Raw genomic sequence first — 14,356 nt, forward strand, 5'->3', positions numbered from 1 at the left:
GATGTCACCACGTTTTCTGATCGCGGTTCTGCCCCTGTTGCTCTCGGGCTGTATTTCTCTCGATCCGCACTATGACCGACCTTCATCACCTGTTCCAGGCCAGACGCCGCAGGGCGCAGCCTATACTGCGCTGACTCCGGTACAAAAAGAGGAGTATCGCAATACGAGCTGGCAGCAGTATGTGCTCGATGCCCGTCTGCGGCAGGTGGTGGGCATGGCGCTCAGTAGCAGTCGTGATCTGCGTGAAGCGATTGCCAGCGTGAAATCGGCGCATGCCCAGTATGGGGAAGAGCGCGCTGCTCTGTTCCCAACGGTCAATGCAGAACTCTCTGGCAGCCGTAGTCGTGCACTGACCGGGACGGGTAATCAGACCGCTATTAGCAGCAGTGCCACCGCTGAGGGTAGTGTCAGCTCCTTCGAGTTGGATCTGTTTGGCAAGAACCAGAGTCTGACGCGAGAGCAGTATGAAACTTACCTCAGCACAGCCGAAGCCGCGCGAAGTACGCGGCTAACCGTGCTGTACAACACGGTGGATTACTGGCTGGCCCTGGCGGCCGATCGCAGTAATCTGGCGATTGCTAAAGACACGGCGGAGAGTGCTCGCCAGTCGCTGGAAGTGACGCGTAAGCAGTTCGAACATGGAACGGCCTCAATGGTGGACGTCTCCTCAGCGGATACCACTTACCAGTCGGCCATGTCGGATATCGCCAGCTACACCACCAGCGTAGCGCAGGATAAAAACGCGTTGGATCTGGTGGTCGGACAAATTGTTCCGGATAACCTGTTGCCAGAGGGCATCGAGTCTTTGCAGCAGGCATTCGCCAATATTCCGGCCGGGATCTCTTCAGATGTGCTGTTGAATCGTCCAGATGTGTTGGAAGCTGAACATACGTTGAAATCAGCCAATGCCAGCATTGGGGCGGCGCGGGCCAGTTTCTTCCCGACCATCTCACTGACGACCAGCGGCGGCGTGGGAAGCAGCCAGCTCTCATCGCTGTTTAAAAATGGTGCGGGTGTGTGGTCATTTGCGCCCAGTGTGTCGCTACCGATTTTTGCCGGTGGGTATAACGTAGCGCAACTGCGTTACACCAAAGCGCAAAAAGAGTATTACGTAGCAGCCTATGAGAAAGCCGTGCAGACGGCATTCCAGGAAGTGGCGGATGCGTTGGCACGTCGTGGCACCATAAACGAGCAACTGATGCGTCAGCAGAACTATGTGGCTTCAGCAGGAAGTTACTACCATCTGGCCGATCTGCGTTATCGTAACGGAATTGATACCTATCTCGATGCGCTGACGGCACAACGCACGTTATATACCGCACGTACCAGCCTGGTCAGTACCCAGCAGGCTTACTACACCAACCTGATTACGCTGTATAAAGTCATGGGGGGCGGTACTGCCCTGGAAACCGAATTGAAATAGCTGTGATGGCGCTCCCGCAACGGGAGCGCCAGTTTCAATATTTTCATTGAATACTGTTACTTCTCCCGAACTCTCTTTAATTACCGCACTATTACGGCTGAAAATATGCCTATTCCAGGCCAGGTCTTGCCGTTATCAGGCTTAAATTTCTCTAGCATTCTGCCGCGTTAACCAACCCAGGGAAAAAGAGATGGCAGATGGAATAGCAGCGAATTCCCCTCGAGGAACTTCAACACCTCATGATGCGGTGTTTAAGCAGTTTTTAATGCATCCTGAAACCGCACAGGATTTTATGCAGTTGCACTTACCTGAATCGCTACAGACGATGTGTGATTATGCTACATTAAAGCTGGAATGCGGTAACTTTGTCGAAGAGACGCTTCGTCCTTATTTCAGTGACGTCCTGTATAGCCTGAAAGTCGCGGATCAGGATGCTTATATCTATGTTTTGATTGAACATCAGTCAAGCCCTGATCAACACATGGCTTTTCGGCTGCTTCGTTATGGTATAGCTGCAATGCAGCGGCATCTTGATGCAGGCCATAAGAAGTTGCCGTTAGTGGTTCCAGTACTGTTTTATGCCGGAAAAAGAAGCCCTTACCCGTACACAACTTCATTGCTGGACGTGTTCTACGATCCTAAACAGGCGGAGTATTTCTACAAAAGCCAGTTTATTTTGGTGGATGTTACCGTTATTCCAGATGATGAAATTGTGCATCATCGGCGAATGGCAGCACTGACGCTAATACAAAAGCATATATTTCAGCGCGACCTCTCACCTTTGTTTAAGCAATTAAACAAAATCTTAACTGTTGAGGCTATCACACGACAGCAACTAGTTTCTCTGATAAACTACCTGCTTAAAACGGGTGAAACCTTTGATGCTAAAACGTTTGTCGTTGAACTGGCACATAAGCTGCCAAAACACGAGGATGATTTAATGACGATTGCAGAACAACTGGAAGAAATTGGCAGAAAGAGAGGGTTTGAAGAGGGCCGATTAGAAGCGATGAGTGAGAGGACGCTTGAACTCGCCGAAAAAATGCTGGCAAACCACATTGATCGTGATGTTGTATTACGCATCACCGGTCTTTCAGAAAGTGAACTGCCTCAAGTCTGCCACTAATATCAGCGTGACTTGCACGCTTTGAGTGCATTTCTGACGTGGTATGAATAAAAAACTGCAGCTTATGGCTGCAGTTTTGTCTTTCAGGAACCAAATGACACAAAGGTTGCGGCGTAGTAATGGGCTATCCAGGCAACGTAAACCCCCCACACCACAATTCCCCCGATAAGTGCTGCTTTTGCGGTCATCTTCTGCTCTCCTGCGCCTAACACGGTAGACACAGCGTGACAGAGCCACGACAACCCAGCCTTGTCCTGGATCAATAAACTGATGAGCTATTGATGTGTGGAGCTTATCTGTTAACGGTGTAATGTTGCCACTGCGGGTTTCCTGGCCCCGCAGAGTTGCGTGATGCCATCACCAGTACCATCACCAAAGCCGTCAATTTGGAGTGAAATCCATTAATCCGCTTGTGACAGCTGTTGCTGGAGTTGCTGAATGCCCCACAGAGCCAGGGCGTGATCGTCTTCCGATGGAAGGCCGCTGACGCTGACAGCACCAAAAACAACGCCATCCTGATTGATCAGTGGGAAGGAGCCACCGTGATCGGTGTACTGCGCTGGATCCATCCAGTTTTGTTGCTCCATGCGTTTGCCGTTTTGTTCATTCACCAGGCCAACGTACATTGAGGCATGTCCCGTAAACAACACTGTGTTTCGTTTTCTTGTTAACCAGAATATATTTTCCGGTGCTGAGCCAGGCAGTGCTGACAGAAACACGGTTTGTCCAAAGGCGTAAACTTCAACGGCAACCGGGTATTTTTTCGCGTTGGCTTGTTGCTGAATCGCCTGTCCAATGGTCCATGCGAGGCTAAAATCAAAGCGGGGTAGCCGGGCTTCTCGTTCCTGTTGAATGATCTGTTCTGCGGAAGGGATCGCGCTCATCTTTTTGTCCTTTTTGAAATTTATTTTCCATTTAAAGATAACAATAAAAATTATCTTTCGCATCGGGTCTGCGCACAGGAAAGCTGCGCCGGATCACATTCCGCAATGTTGATCCGGCACAGCATGTGATCCACTACATCAATTCAATGCCAAAACGGCGCAGGAACAGCGCCCAGAGAGCAAACAGCACAATCGTCATTGCGCAGCAGGCCAGTAATGTCAGCCAAAAACCCAATCGCTGATAGAGAAACGGAAAGGCGACGAACATCGGCAAGGTAGGCACGACATACCAGAAGGTGTACCAGGCATGGTTGGCAACTTTGGCCTGACTCTGTCCTTCCAGTTTCATCCAGATTAAAACCAGCACTGTGACGAGGGGCAGTGCTGCGATCAACCCCCCTAACCGGTCACTGCGCTTTGCCACCTCAGAAATCAGTACCACCATAGCCGCCGTGATAGCGTATTTGCTGATTATCCAGAGCATGTGTTCCCCGTGACGACTTTATTTGAGATAGGAACGGATAACCGCCACGATGTCTTCCATATCCTGAGCACGGTCCTCGGCAGATGCCGACTCATTCATCAGATGTTCCCGAATGTGGCCTTCAAGTAATTCGCTCATCAGGCCATTCACCGCCCCTCGGACGGCAGCCACTTGCTGCAGTACTTTCAAACAGTCTTCGCCTGATTCCAGCGCCGCTTCAAGTGAGGTTGCCTGGCCTTTAATGCGCCGAACGCGGGTTAACAGGCTCTTTTGGTGTTTTAGCGTATGCGCCATAACTTCTCCGTTGATCAATACCTATACTGGGGTATAGTATGCGTGTTTTCATTTTACGGCACTGCAATGCCGTCTTCAACTTATCACGACACGGATCTTTTTATGACAGATTTTACTGCTCTGCTCAGTCAGGGAGTCACCAGTGCCTGGCTGTTTATTCCCAGCGCAGTGTTGCTTGGCGCTCTGCATGGGCTGGAGCCGGGGCATTCAAAAACGATGATGGCCGCTTTCATTGTGGCTATCCGCGGCTCGGTAAAACAGGCCGTGCTGTTGGGTCTTGCCGCAACAGTGTCGCACACCATGGTGGTGTGGCTGATTGCGTTGGGCGGAATGACAATCAGCCATCATTTCACCGCGCAGGCTGCTGAACCCTGGCTCCAGACGATCTCTGGCGTCATTATTCTGGTTACTGCAATCTGGATGGGGTGGAGAACCTGGTCTGAGGCAAGGGAATGGCACCAGGGTCGGGAGCCGCATCAGCATGATGAGAGCCTGCTGATTGATACTGGACATGGAAAAGTGCAACTGGCTATTGATGAGTCCGCCGGACCTGCGTATTGGGTCTTCACGCCAGTTTCCGGACACCAGTGGCAGGCAGAGAGCATTCAGTTAGAAACCCGGAGACCTGATGGCAGCAGTCAGCAGTTTACTTTTCACGTTTTGGCCGATCAGATCAGGTCCAGGGATGTTATTCCCGAGCCGCATGAATTTAACGTCACGCTGATGCTGGGGCATGGGGATCACCAACATCGCTACGATCTGCATTTTCATGAACATCATCATTCAGAGCTGGCAGATCTGGAACAGGGATCGGCAGAGTATCAGGATGCACATGAACGCGCTCATGCTGATGATATTCGCCGTCGTTTCGATGGCCGTGAGGTCACCAACGGGCAGATCTTACTGTTTGGTCTCACGGGCGGTTTAATCCCTTGTCCGGCAGCAATTACCGTACTGCTGCTCTGTATTCAGGTTAAACAGTTCAGCCTCGGGGCAGCTTTAGTGATCTGTTTTAGCGTAGGTCTGGCGTTAACGCTGGTCACGGTGGGTGTGGGCGCCGCACTGAGTGTGCGCCACGTCAGCCGCCGCTGGAGTGGGTTTGAACAACTGGCGCGCAGAGCACCCTATTTATCCAGTGGATTAATCGCCCTGGTGGGTCTCTATATGGGCTGGCACGGCCTTCATGGTTTAATTTAAAAGGAGTCAAAGATGGCGGTAAAATCCCCCTGTACGGATTTATGCCTGTTTGAGGGTAAAACTGGCTGGTGCCGAGGCTGCGGCCGCACGCGCAAAGAAGCGCAAGAGTGGCGCAAAATGTCACCCTATCATCGCCAGACCATTGAGCGCGCACTGGCGGCACGCATCAAAGCAGTGAGTAAAACGGAAGCGTAATGTGATACCCACCAGGCAGCACTGCGTATACCAAAGCTACGCAGTGCTATCTGATTGTTACAACAGGATTTCAGCCTGAAATCGCCAACATTTCCCTTGCCCGCCTTCGATGAACGAACTCGACGTCGGCAGGGAAAATTAATTCAGCTTTTGGATCAATGCCAGCAGGGTGCCATGGGGTTGCCCTGGTGCTTTAATTGCAATACTGCTGCTCATTCCTGCCACCAGAACCGCTGTTGGCGGGACATGATCAATCGCGATATGCACCGGGATGCGCTGAGCCAATCGCACCCAGGTAAAGCTCGGTTCAACGCTGGCAAGGCCCAATGATCCTGATTGCTCGTTTTGATCGGTGATGCCGCGCCCAATGCTCACGACATGGCCGAGCAGAGGCTGTTGATAGCCCATCAGTCGGATTTCAGCGCGATCGCCAATGTGAATGCCATGCAGACGCGTCTCTTCAAAATATCCTGTGATCCAGAAACTGTGGGCATCGACCAAAGCCACATTGGCTTCGCCTGCCACGGCGTAATCTCCTGGCTGCAGACGTAAATGGGTGACGTAGCCATCAACAGTCGCACGTTGCGTGGTGCGCTGCAGATTGAGCCTGGCAGTATCAAGCGTCACCCGCGCCTGTTGTACGGCGGCCTGCGCAAGTGTCAAAGCGGCATCAGCTTGCTGTACTTCCTCGACGGCCATGAGATTTTTCATCTGACGGCGGCGTTGTGCTTCTGCTGCTTTTTGCTGCAACGTGGCGCGTGCGGCCATGAGTTCGCTCTCCGCCTGAGCGACCGCCAGGCTAAAGCGCTCCGCGTCGATTTGATAAAGCACATCACCGCGATGCACATATTGGTTATCTACAACATTGATGCGAGCAACTGGGCCTGAAACATCAGGTGCACTTCGCACGACCTGAACACTCACTCGGCCATCGCGGGTCCAGGGAGCCAGCATATAGACTTGCCACAGCTGTATCACTAGCGCTACCGCAAACGCAGCGCACAGCAGAGTAAAAATGACTTTAATCCACGGTTTAATAAAGGAAAAGCGATCAAACATACAACACCATCAACGCCAAAAGTGAAAGGGAAAGGGAAAACTCAAACAGCCCGGGATGCCAGATGCGCGCCAGCACACCACTGCGTACCAGCAGCCAGCGCAAGAGCAAAAACAGCGGCATTGTGAATAAGACATAAACAAACAGTGGGGGAAGCAATGCACCTGCCACCGCGACTTCACTTAGCATTTTTATCTCCTTGGTCAGTCAGTAATTTCGCCAGCAGATTGAGTTGTGCGATCAACGCGTGGTCATGGGGGTTATCCTGACGACGGATTAACCATGCAGCATGGCGTAGCGGTTGCGCGGCTCGCACTGGCTGGTGATGCCTTTGTCGCATACGCTTTAATGCCCGTTGGAGGGTAATGCTGTGACGATGATCATCCCGGATATGCTGCTGTAATTGCAGGATCAGCTGCTGTTGTTGCAGCAGCGGTAGGCTACCGTCCACGGGATGACTGACATCCGGATGTGCGCGAGTCATTGCAGCCAGTAACGCAAGGCGATGTTGTTGGCGCCAGAGATGACGTGGCGAATGACCTGGCTGCAGAGCGGCTGCCTGTATCGTTCGCAGCAATCGCGCCAGTTGGCGTGGAGCGTTAGGCGGCCACAGCACGCGAAAGCTGAGCAGGGTAAAACAGCTTGCCAGCAGCCAGGCGACGGACTGGTTCAGAAAGTCGTTACCATCAAACTGCATCGGATTGCCCGCCGCGACTAGCGTATTGAATCCCACCAGATAACCGAGTCCGGCCAACATATTGCGGGGTTGGGTGGTCGCTAAAATACCCGGCGTCCAGAACAGCCCAAGCACCAGCAGCAGTAACGGGAGATCATGAATGGCGGGCAGGATAGCGAAAGCACACACCGCAGCAAGAGGGATCGCATATAGCGTCCCTTTCACAAAGCCTTTTGCCCCGATGGCGGGTGCCGGCGAAAGTGCCAACAAAGAACAGTAGGGCGCCAGGATCAACAGCATGGTATCGCCATTGCTCCAGCCGCTGAGTAACCACACCGCACCCCCACAAAATAGGGTCAATGCGGCACGACTCCCGTTAATCATCGCCATTCTGCTATCACGATGAAAACTGATTGCCGGTACGATTCTGTGACGCTGTAACTTTTTATCGTGCGCCAGACAGCGTAAAGCCTGATAGCAAGCGTATGACTGTGCATCCTGATGGTGATCCCGGCCGGGTTTTAACCGATGCAGGGCTGATACCAGTCCATGATTTCCCTGACAAATTAACTGATGGATCTGTGCCCAGTCGTGCGCCTGGCTTGCAGGTGCCGTCAGTGCCGCCGACAGAGAGGAGACCCAGTAGCGTAGGGCCCTTGCCCTGGCTGCGAGAACCGCAGATTCGGCTTTGCCAACGGCGAGGAGGTCATCCATAGCATAGAGATCTGCCAGCAAATGGCGACGGCGGGACGAAAACTCTTCAGTGGAGGAGAGGCTGATCGCCTCAAAACACGCTTGTGTCAGATGGGCTAGCTGTTTGTCCACCTTCGCAGTAATGCTACGGCGGCTGAATAAGGCGGTGACAATGCCGAGAGAAACGACACCGACCACCACGGTTGAACCGCGTGCGATCACTTGCTCAAAGGTTAACTCGGGATGCTGCAACGCACCGTAAGTGGCAAGACCCACGGTATATCCGGCAACCACCATGCCAGAGGCCCGGAAGTGCCGCAGTAGGGTCATTCCAGCGACGGCAAAACCCAGCCACAGGCTGAAGCCAGTTAAAAAGAACCAGGGTTGTTGGGCAAAAAATGCCAACAGCAACACCGACACGACCATTCCTAAAAGTGTGCCGAGAATACGCCAACTGCCTTTACCGATAACCGCGCCCTGAATGGGATTAATCACCAGCAGTACGGTAGAGGCGGCTGACCACGGGGATTCGAGTTGTAGCTGATAGGCTGTCACCAGCGCCAGCCAGGCAGCCAGCAGCGATCGGAATAAGTAGGTGCTGTGTGCCGTGGTGATATCCAGTGCGCTGAGCCGTCGCACCAGACGTAGGGATAAGGGGGTATCACTCATTTTGCTGTCTCTAAAGTGTGTGCAGCGGTACTTTAGGCAGCGTTATCCATGATGGAAAGTGACATGATTGGAATTGATGATTGCGTTAAACGCACGGCTCAATCGATATTGCATAAACTGTGGATGGTGCGTCTGAGCCACTGGTGCGCCGGGTCCTGCTGAAAGCGGGGGTGCCAGGCTTGCGTAAACAGCACCGTTTGCAACGCAATCGGCAGTTGAAATAACCGAATACGTAAACCTGCTGCCTGCGCGTGACGGGCCAGATGTTCAGGCAGCGGCAACAGCAGATCTGAATCCTGCAAAGCAAATAGCGCGGTAAAGGGCGTGGAGACGACGAGAGCGACTTTGCGCTGCAAGCCTGCTTCCGCTAATGCATCGTCAATGGGGCCGGAGAATTTTCCACGTCTGGACACGCCAATGTGTTCCCACTGGGTGAGACTTTCCATGCTAATAGGATTATCGAAGATGGGATGACCTTCACGGGCAATGCCGACAAAGGAAGTGGTAAACAGGGGTTGAACGCGGATTTCCGCGCCCAGGGGGCGTGAAGCGCTGATGTACAAATCAACATTTCCCCGACGGAGTACGTCACCATCGACATTATCTTCTTCGGCGGAAAAATAGAGTGATGCCAGCGGCATCTCCAGCGCCATTTTCTCCAGCAGGCGGCCGGAATAGAGCCCGACAAAAACATCATTCGCCCGCACGTTAAAACGGCGTGCCAGTAAGCTCACATCAATCGCGCTGTCCGGGGTCAGCAAGTGTTTGACCTGACTCACTGCCAGTCTGACTTCTTCGCGTAGCGCTAATGCGCGCGGTGTTGGCACTAGTTTGCGGCCTGCGGGCACCAAAATGGGATCTTTCAGGGTTTCCCTGATCCGGCCCAGGGTGCGACTCATCGCCGCCGGGCTGAGATTCATTTTACGGGCAGCACCCACCACGCTGCCTTCCTCCAGTAAGATATCCAGCGCGATAAGTAAATTCAGGTCAGGCATTTTCATAGGGCAGGTTCTTTGCGTTTAGCACAATGGAGCAGAGTATACCCTGTGTTCAACACAGGGTAGGGTTTGCGGGAAAATTCTTGACGGCGCAGCACCGCTTACACTACAACTAGGGGCGTCAGGGGAGTCTCGCCCAAGAGACTGAGAGGCTGGTAGCGCATCTGCGCGGTTCAGCGACCCTTAGAACCTGACCCAGTTGATACTGGCGGAGGAAGACAGGCATTTTGCGCCGTTTGTACTGCTGCACGCGCCTCCACGCCATGCCACTTCTCTCGCTTATTCCACGATGTATCACGGGTCTCACAGCTGTTTTATCATGAGGCCACGGTGAAAAATTCCCGACATTTTCAGACCTTACAGCCAGAGGTGTTGCCATGAGCCACTGGTCAATCTTGGGCAATGGCGTAAGCGCGCTTTGTGTCGCCACGTTGTTGGCGGAACGCGGAGAAAAGCTGGAAGTGATCACCAGCGATCATCAGCCCGCCTCCTGGTGTGCGGGCGGCATGCTGGCCCCCTGGTGCGAAGCGGAAAGCGCGCCTGAAGAAGTGATTGTGTGGGGGCAACACAGTGCCGCCTGGTGGGCTGACCGGATCCCCGGTGTTCAACATCAGGGGACGCTGGTAGTGGCTCCACCCCGCGATGCGCGCGAGCTGGACCGCTTCGCTGCTATGACGCGTGAGCATCAGTGGGTTGATCCAGAAACGCTGGAGCCTGCTCTGGAAAAACGCTTCAGTCGCGGACTGTTCTTTGCCGGTGAAGCCCATCTTGATCCTCGCATTGCTCTGACTACGCTACGTGAAAAACTGATTGCTTCAGGCGTGAATTTCCACAGCGGACCTGCTACCGGCAGGGTGATTGACTGCCGTGGTATTCATGCCCGTCAGGCCCAGCCAGAATTGCGCGCGGTGCGCGGTGAAATGATTATCCTGCAGTCCAGTGAAGTGTCCTTCTCCCGTCCTGTTCGCCTGTTGCATCCCCGTTTCCCCTGTTATCTGGTCCCGCGAGAAGGGGGGCGATTCATGCTGGGAGCGACCATGGTCGAAAGTGATGACAACAGTGTTATCAGTGCACGCGCGATGATGGAGTTACTGAGTGCGGCGTATACGTTACATCCCGCATTGGCAGAAGCGCGTGTGATTGAAAGCAACACCGGCCTACGACCGGCTTATCGCTGCAATCTGCCACAGGTACGCTATGAAGATGGCGTCTTCCACGTGAATGGCATGTACCGTCACGGTTTTTTGTTAGCGCCAATCATGGCTGAACAATTAATGCAAAAATTATCCCAGGAGAATCTGGCGTGAAAATTGAACTGAATGGGCAACCGGTAGAAACCGGCGCAATGACGCTCGCGGCGTTATTACTGGAGCAAAATATTGATGCCAGCTGTGTTGCCAGCGCAGTGAACGGCGAGTTTGTCCCACGCAGCCGTTACGCAGATTTTGCGCTGGCTGAGGGGCAGCAGTTGGAAGTGCTGTCGCCGATGCAGGGAGGTTGAGCCATGTTCTACGATTATCAACCACAGTCACGTCTGCTGCTTGGTACTGCCGGTTATCCTTCACCCGCGGTGTTACAGCAGGCGGTGGAGGCTTCCGGGTCAGATATCATCACCGTCAGCTTACGGCGTGAAGGTGAAGGTGGGGGAGCATTTCGCCAACTGCTCACGCAGCTCAATAAACGGGTGCTGCCTAACACCGCAGGATGCCACACCGTCAAAGACGCGGTGACGACGGCGCATATGGCGCGAGAGGTATTCAACACGCGTTGGATCAAGTTAGAGGTGATTGGTCACGCCGATACGCTGCAACCCGACCCGTTCGCGCTGGTCGAAGCCGCACGTATTCTGTGTCGCGAAGATTTCCAGGTTTTCCCCTACACCACAGAGGATTTGATTCTGGGGGAAAAACTGCTGGAAGCGGGCTGTGAAGTGTTGATGCCGTGGGGCGCACCCATCGGTTCCGGTCAGGGATTACGTAACATCGAAGGCCTGCGCACCATGCGAAACTGGTTTAAGCATGTGCCGCTGATTATTGATGCGGGCATTGGCGCGCCCAGCCAGGCCGCACAGGCAATGGAAATGGGATTTGATGCGATTCTGCTGAACACCGCAGTCGCAAAAGCACGTGATCCTGTCGCCATGGCGACGGCCTTTGGTCAGGCGGTTCAGGCGGGTTTGACTGCACATGAAGCGGGATTGATGGAACGCCGGGATATGGCTGCGGCTTCAACGCCATTATTCGGTCTGGCGGAGTTTGGGTCATGAGCCACGCACGCTATCAGCGTCAGGTGATGCTGGAAGAAGTCGGCGATGCCGGGCAGCAAAAGCTGGCACAAGCAAGGATATTGATTGTCGGTGCGGGTGGCCTCGGGTCGTCTCTGTTACCTCTGCTCGCGGGTGCCGGGGTGGGCTTTATTCGCCTCTACGATAACGATGTCGTTGAAGAGCATAATTTACACCGGCAAAACTTATTCACCCTGGCAGATATCGGCCAGCCAAAAGCGCTCTGTGCGCAACGCGCGGTGGCAGAGAGGAATCCTGACGTAGTGGTTGAAGCGGTGATCAAACCGCTGCTGCCGGGCAATGTGGCGGAGGCATTGGTCGATATCGATCTCGCACTGGACGCTGCGGATAATTTTGCGGTGACCTATCCGTTATCGGATGCCTGTCAGGCGTTGGGTATCCCCTTGATCAGTGCTTCGGTACTGGGTCGTCAGGGTTACGTGGGGGGATTTTGTGGCAGTGCGCCTGGCTATCGGGCGCTGTTCCCACGTCTGCCTGCCGCCGCCGCTAATTGCAATACCGCCGGTGTCATGGGACCGGCTGTCGCCACGCTGGGTGCGATGCAGGCGCAAATGGCGCTCAGCGTGCTGCTGGAGCTACAGCCTTCTCCGCTGGGCAGTCTGATTAACTGTGACTTTGCTAACTGGCATTTTCGTAAATTCCGCTTTGATCAGGCAGAAGAACCGCTGGAACCCGGCGTGCCATTTATTGACAGTTCGATGTTAATGGAGGGCGATTGTATTGTTGAGTTGCGCAGTGAACAGGAGGCGCCACAAAGTATTCAGGCGCAAGTTTTACGTATTCTGCCGCGAGATTTGGCTGGGTGGCAACCGCCACACGACCGGAGAATTGTCTTCGTGTGCGCCAGCGGGATTCGTGCAGCACAAGCGGCAATGACACTGGAAAGAAGAGGTTTTAGCCAGCTTGCCATTGTGGCGGCAAATCGCCTTGATAGCGCTTGTGGCATTGAGTGACAACGTCACGCCGCAGAGGTGATAGCGGCGCGACGTGACAGATTATCGATCCAGCTGCTGGTGCATTAACTGCTGGCAAGCTGGATTATCGTTTTTGGCCTTCAGTTGTTGCTCAGGGGTGAGTTTCGACCAACTGTTTACGACCTTCTTGCCCAACGATGGGATGAAATGAATCTTTTGCAGTGCATAGTCTGAGTTCCCGCCCTCAATCACCGTGTTCATATCCTTAAGAAATAGCGAGCTATCGTCGTGGTGAATCGCACAAAACACCGAAACGTAATAAGCCTCATCCTCTTTGCTGTAGTGCGGAACCAGCCACCAGGCTACCAGTGCAGCAGCAGCCAACAGAGCAGCAGTGAGCGTCATTTTACGCTTTGTCATGAAAATACCTGATTGAAATAGAAGAAACGCGGCACAGGGTAGCGCAAAAATGCCTGCAAAAGGTCAATAAATCTTTAATGAAGTCCATCGCTGCTACAAATACCGGCGAAAAAACCGTCCAGCGCAGCAGACAATGCTTCAGGCTGTTCTTCCGGGATGTAATGCCCGCACTGGGAAAGCTTGATGCCTTCCACCTGCGTAGCGTACTGACGCAGCGGGGCTGCCATGTCAGGAATAGACCCCTGATCGGCACTAACAGCCAATAGCGGAACGGTCAGTTTGCTTTGCGCAATCCATTCCCGGTTTTGGCTGGCAGAGAGTGAGGCTGCACGGTAATAGGCTAACCCGGCCCGTAATCCGCCTGGGCGGACTAAAGTACGCAGGTACTCATCGATGACCGCCGGGGTGAAGATATCTGCGCGTGCCGTTTTACGTTGCAGAAACCACTCCAGATATTGCCTTTCTCGCCCCTGTAACAGCATTTCAGGTAAGTCTGCCAGAGTATGAAAGGCAAAGTGCCAGGTCTTCCATGCGCGATCGGGTGTGACCGGAAGCTGGTCGGGCAACGTCACACCGGGTATCCCCGCATCCAGCAAAGCCAGCCCCTGGAGTTCTTCACCAAAGCGTAGCGCATAGGGGAAAGCCACCCACGAGCCGACATCATGCGCGGCCAGGAAATAACGTGAGACGGCAAGCTGTGTCAGCAGCCCGTGCAAGGTATCCCCTAAAGCTTCGGTATCGTAACCTTGCAGCGGACAGTCGGAATCCCCTTGTCCCGGCAGGTCAGGGGCGATGATGAAATACCTGGCGGCTAAACGTGCCATCACGTCACGCCATGCAAACCAGCTTTGCGGAAAACCGGCCAGCAAGACTAGTGTTTCTCCTGCGGGGTTGCCACCCGCGACATAGTGGAGACGAACGCCATCAACGACAGCATAGTGGTGATAAAAATCGGCTAATCCTGCAACAACGTGTTGTGTTGTTGGAACTGAATGATGGTGCATAGTAACCTCGTATCTTA

Annotated in this window: 17 protein-coding genes and 1 riboswitch; of the genes, 8 read left to right on the forward strand and 9 right to left on the reverse strand. The window is 53.6% G+C overall.

Annotated elements, in window-relative coordinates; genetic code table 11:
• Window position 1: 1 nt before the first annotated feature.
• Both F3J40_RS11430 and F3J40_RS11435 read left to right on the forward strand, forming a co-directional pair.
• Complete coding sequence (locus tag F3J40_RS11430) at window positions 2–1,423, forward strand: efflux transporter outer membrane subunit (RefSeq protein WP_167014705.1); 1,422 nt, start codon at window positions 2–4, stop codon at window positions 1,421–1,423.
• A gap of 190 nt (window positions 1,424–1,613) precedes the next feature.
• Window positions 1,614–2,549, forward strand: coding sequence for an Rpn family recombination-promoting nuclease/putative transposase (locus F3J40_RS11435; protein WP_167014707.1), 936 nt, complete (start codon window positions 1,614–1,616; stop codon window positions 2,547–2,549).
• A 401-nt stretch (window positions 2,550–2,950) separates the two neighbouring features.
• Here F3J40_RS11435 and F3J40_RS11440 read toward each other — a convergent pair whose 3' ends face one another.
• The 3 genes from F3J40_RS11440 to F3J40_RS11450 form a co-directional block, all read right to left on the reverse strand.
• Window positions 2,951–3,433 (reverse strand): heme-degrading domain-containing protein, encoded by a 483-nt coding sequence (locus tag F3J40_RS11440; protein WP_167014709.1) that lies wholly within the window; start codon window positions 3,431–3,433, stop codon window positions 2,951–2,953.
• Between the two features lie 133 nt (window positions 3,434–3,566).
• Complete coding sequence (locus tag F3J40_RS11445; RefSeq protein WP_167014711.1) at window positions 3,567–3,917, reverse strand: DUF3147 family protein; 351 nt, start codon at window positions 3,915–3,917, stop codon at window positions 3,567–3,569.
• A gap of 18 nt (window positions 3,918–3,935) precedes the next feature.
• Window positions 3,936–4,211, reverse strand: coding sequence for a metal/formaldehyde-sensitive transcriptional repressor (locus F3J40_RS11450; RefSeq protein ID WP_017348270.1), 276 nt, complete (start codon window positions 4,209–4,211; stop codon window positions 3,936–3,938).
• A 102-nt stretch (window positions 4,212–4,313) separates the two neighbouring features.
• On the opposite strand from F3J40_RS11450, the gene F3J40_RS11455 reads away from it, so the two are divergent.
• Both F3J40_RS11455 and F3J40_RS11460 read left to right on the forward strand, forming a co-directional pair.
• Window positions 4,314–5,408: a nickel/cobalt efflux protein RcnA gene (locus tag F3J40_RS11455; protein ID WP_167014713.1), complete on the forward strand. Its 1,095-nt coding sequence runs from the start codon at window positions 4,314–4,316 to the stop codon at window positions 5,406–5,408.
• A gap of 12 nt (window positions 5,409–5,420) precedes the next feature.
• Complete coding sequence (locus F3J40_RS11460) at window positions 5,421–5,603, forward strand: DUF1289 domain-containing protein (RefSeq protein WP_167014715.1); 183 nt, start codon at window positions 5,421–5,423, stop codon at window positions 5,601–5,603.
• A 138-nt stretch (window positions 5,604–5,741) separates the two neighbouring features.
• Here the strand turns inward: F3J40_RS11460 and F3J40_RS11465 are convergent, their stop codons facing one another.
• The 4 genes from F3J40_RS11465 to F3J40_RS11480 all read right to left on the reverse strand — a co-directional run bounded on the left by F3J40_RS11465 (window position 5,742) and on the right by F3J40_RS11480 (window position 9,699).
• The gene (locus F3J40_RS11465) at window positions 5,742–6,662 is read right to left on the reverse strand and encodes an HlyD family secretion protein (protein ID WP_167014717.1); all 921 of its coding nucleotides are present in this window, start codon (window positions 6,660–6,662) and stop codon (window positions 5,742–5,744) included.
• On the reverse strand, window positions 6,655–6,849 hold the full coding sequence (locus F3J40_RS11470; RefSeq protein WP_017348274.1) for a DUF1656 domain-containing protein: 195 nt from the start codon (window positions 6,847–6,849) through the stop codon (window positions 6,655–6,657). Before F3J40_RS11470 ends, F3J40_RS11465 begins: the two co-directional genes overlap by 8 nt.
• Window positions 6,839–8,698 (reverse strand): FUSC family protein, encoded by a 1,860-nt coding sequence (locus F3J40_RS11475; protein WP_167014719.1) that lies wholly within the window; start codon window positions 8,696–8,698, stop codon window positions 6,839–6,841. Before F3J40_RS11475 ends, F3J40_RS11470 begins: the two co-directional genes overlap by 11 nt.
• A gap of 98 nt (window positions 8,699–8,796) precedes the next feature.
• Window positions 8,797–9,699: a LysR family transcriptional regulator gene (locus F3J40_RS11480; protein WP_167014721.1), complete on the reverse strand. Its 903-nt coding sequence runs from the start codon at window positions 9,697–9,699 to the stop codon at window positions 8,797–8,799.
• A gap of 110 nt (window positions 9,700–9,809) precedes the next feature.
• A riboswitch (TPP riboswitch) is annotated at window positions 9,810–9,930 on the forward strand.
• 143 nt (window positions 9,931–10,073) lie between these two features.
• Here F3J40_RS11480 and F3J40_RS11485 point away from each other — a divergent pair.
• The 4 genes from F3J40_RS11485 to F3J40_RS11500 are packed head-to-tail and all read left to right on the forward strand — an operon-like array spanning window position 10,074 to window position 12,954.
• Window positions 10,074–11,003 carry an FAD-dependent oxidoreductase gene (locus F3J40_RS11485; protein ID WP_167014723.1) on the forward strand — a complete coding sequence of 310 codons (930 nt, stop codon included), beginning with the start codon at window positions 10,074–10,076 and terminating at the stop codon, window positions 11,001–11,003.
• Complete coding sequence (gene thiS / locus F3J40_RS11490) at window positions 11,000–11,197, forward strand: sulfur carrier protein ThiS (RefSeq protein ID WP_017348278.1); 198 nt, start codon at window positions 11,000–11,002, stop codon at window positions 11,195–11,197. Before F3J40_RS11485 ends, thiS begins: the two co-directional genes overlap by 4 nt.
• 3 nt (window positions 11,198–11,200) lie before the next feature.
• Complete coding sequence (locus F3J40_RS11495; RefSeq protein WP_167014725.1) at window positions 11,201–11,962, forward strand: thiazole synthase; 762 nt, start codon at window positions 11,201–11,203, stop codon at window positions 11,960–11,962.
• On the forward strand, window positions 11,959–12,954 hold the full coding sequence (locus tag F3J40_RS11500; protein WP_167014727.1) for a ThiF family adenylyltransferase: 996 nt from the start codon (window positions 11,959–11,961) through the stop codon (window positions 12,952–12,954). Before F3J40_RS11495 ends, F3J40_RS11500 begins: the two co-directional genes overlap by 4 nt.
• 42 nt (window positions 12,955–12,996) lie before the next feature.
• Here F3J40_RS11500 and F3J40_RS11505 read toward each other — a convergent pair whose 3' ends face one another.
• Window positions 12,997–13,335 (reverse strand): hypothetical protein, encoded by a 339-nt coding sequence (locus F3J40_RS11505; RefSeq protein ID WP_167014729.1) that lies wholly within the window; start codon window positions 13,333–13,335, stop codon window positions 12,997–12,999.
• Between the two features lie 74 nt (window positions 13,336–13,409).
• On the reverse strand, window positions 13,410–14,339 hold the full coding sequence (locus tag F3J40_RS11510; RefSeq protein WP_167014731.1) for an alpha/beta fold hydrolase: 930 nt from the start codon (window positions 14,337–14,339) through the stop codon (window positions 13,410–13,412).
• Between the last annotated feature and the right edge of the window lie 17 nt (window positions 14,340–14,356).

Source organism: Candidatus Pantoea multigeneris (genome assembly GCF_011752615.1).
In the GTDB taxonomy this organism is placed as follows: Bacteria; Pseudomonadota; Gammaproteobacteria; order Enterobacterales; family Enterobacteriaceae; genus Pantoea; species Pantoea multigeneris.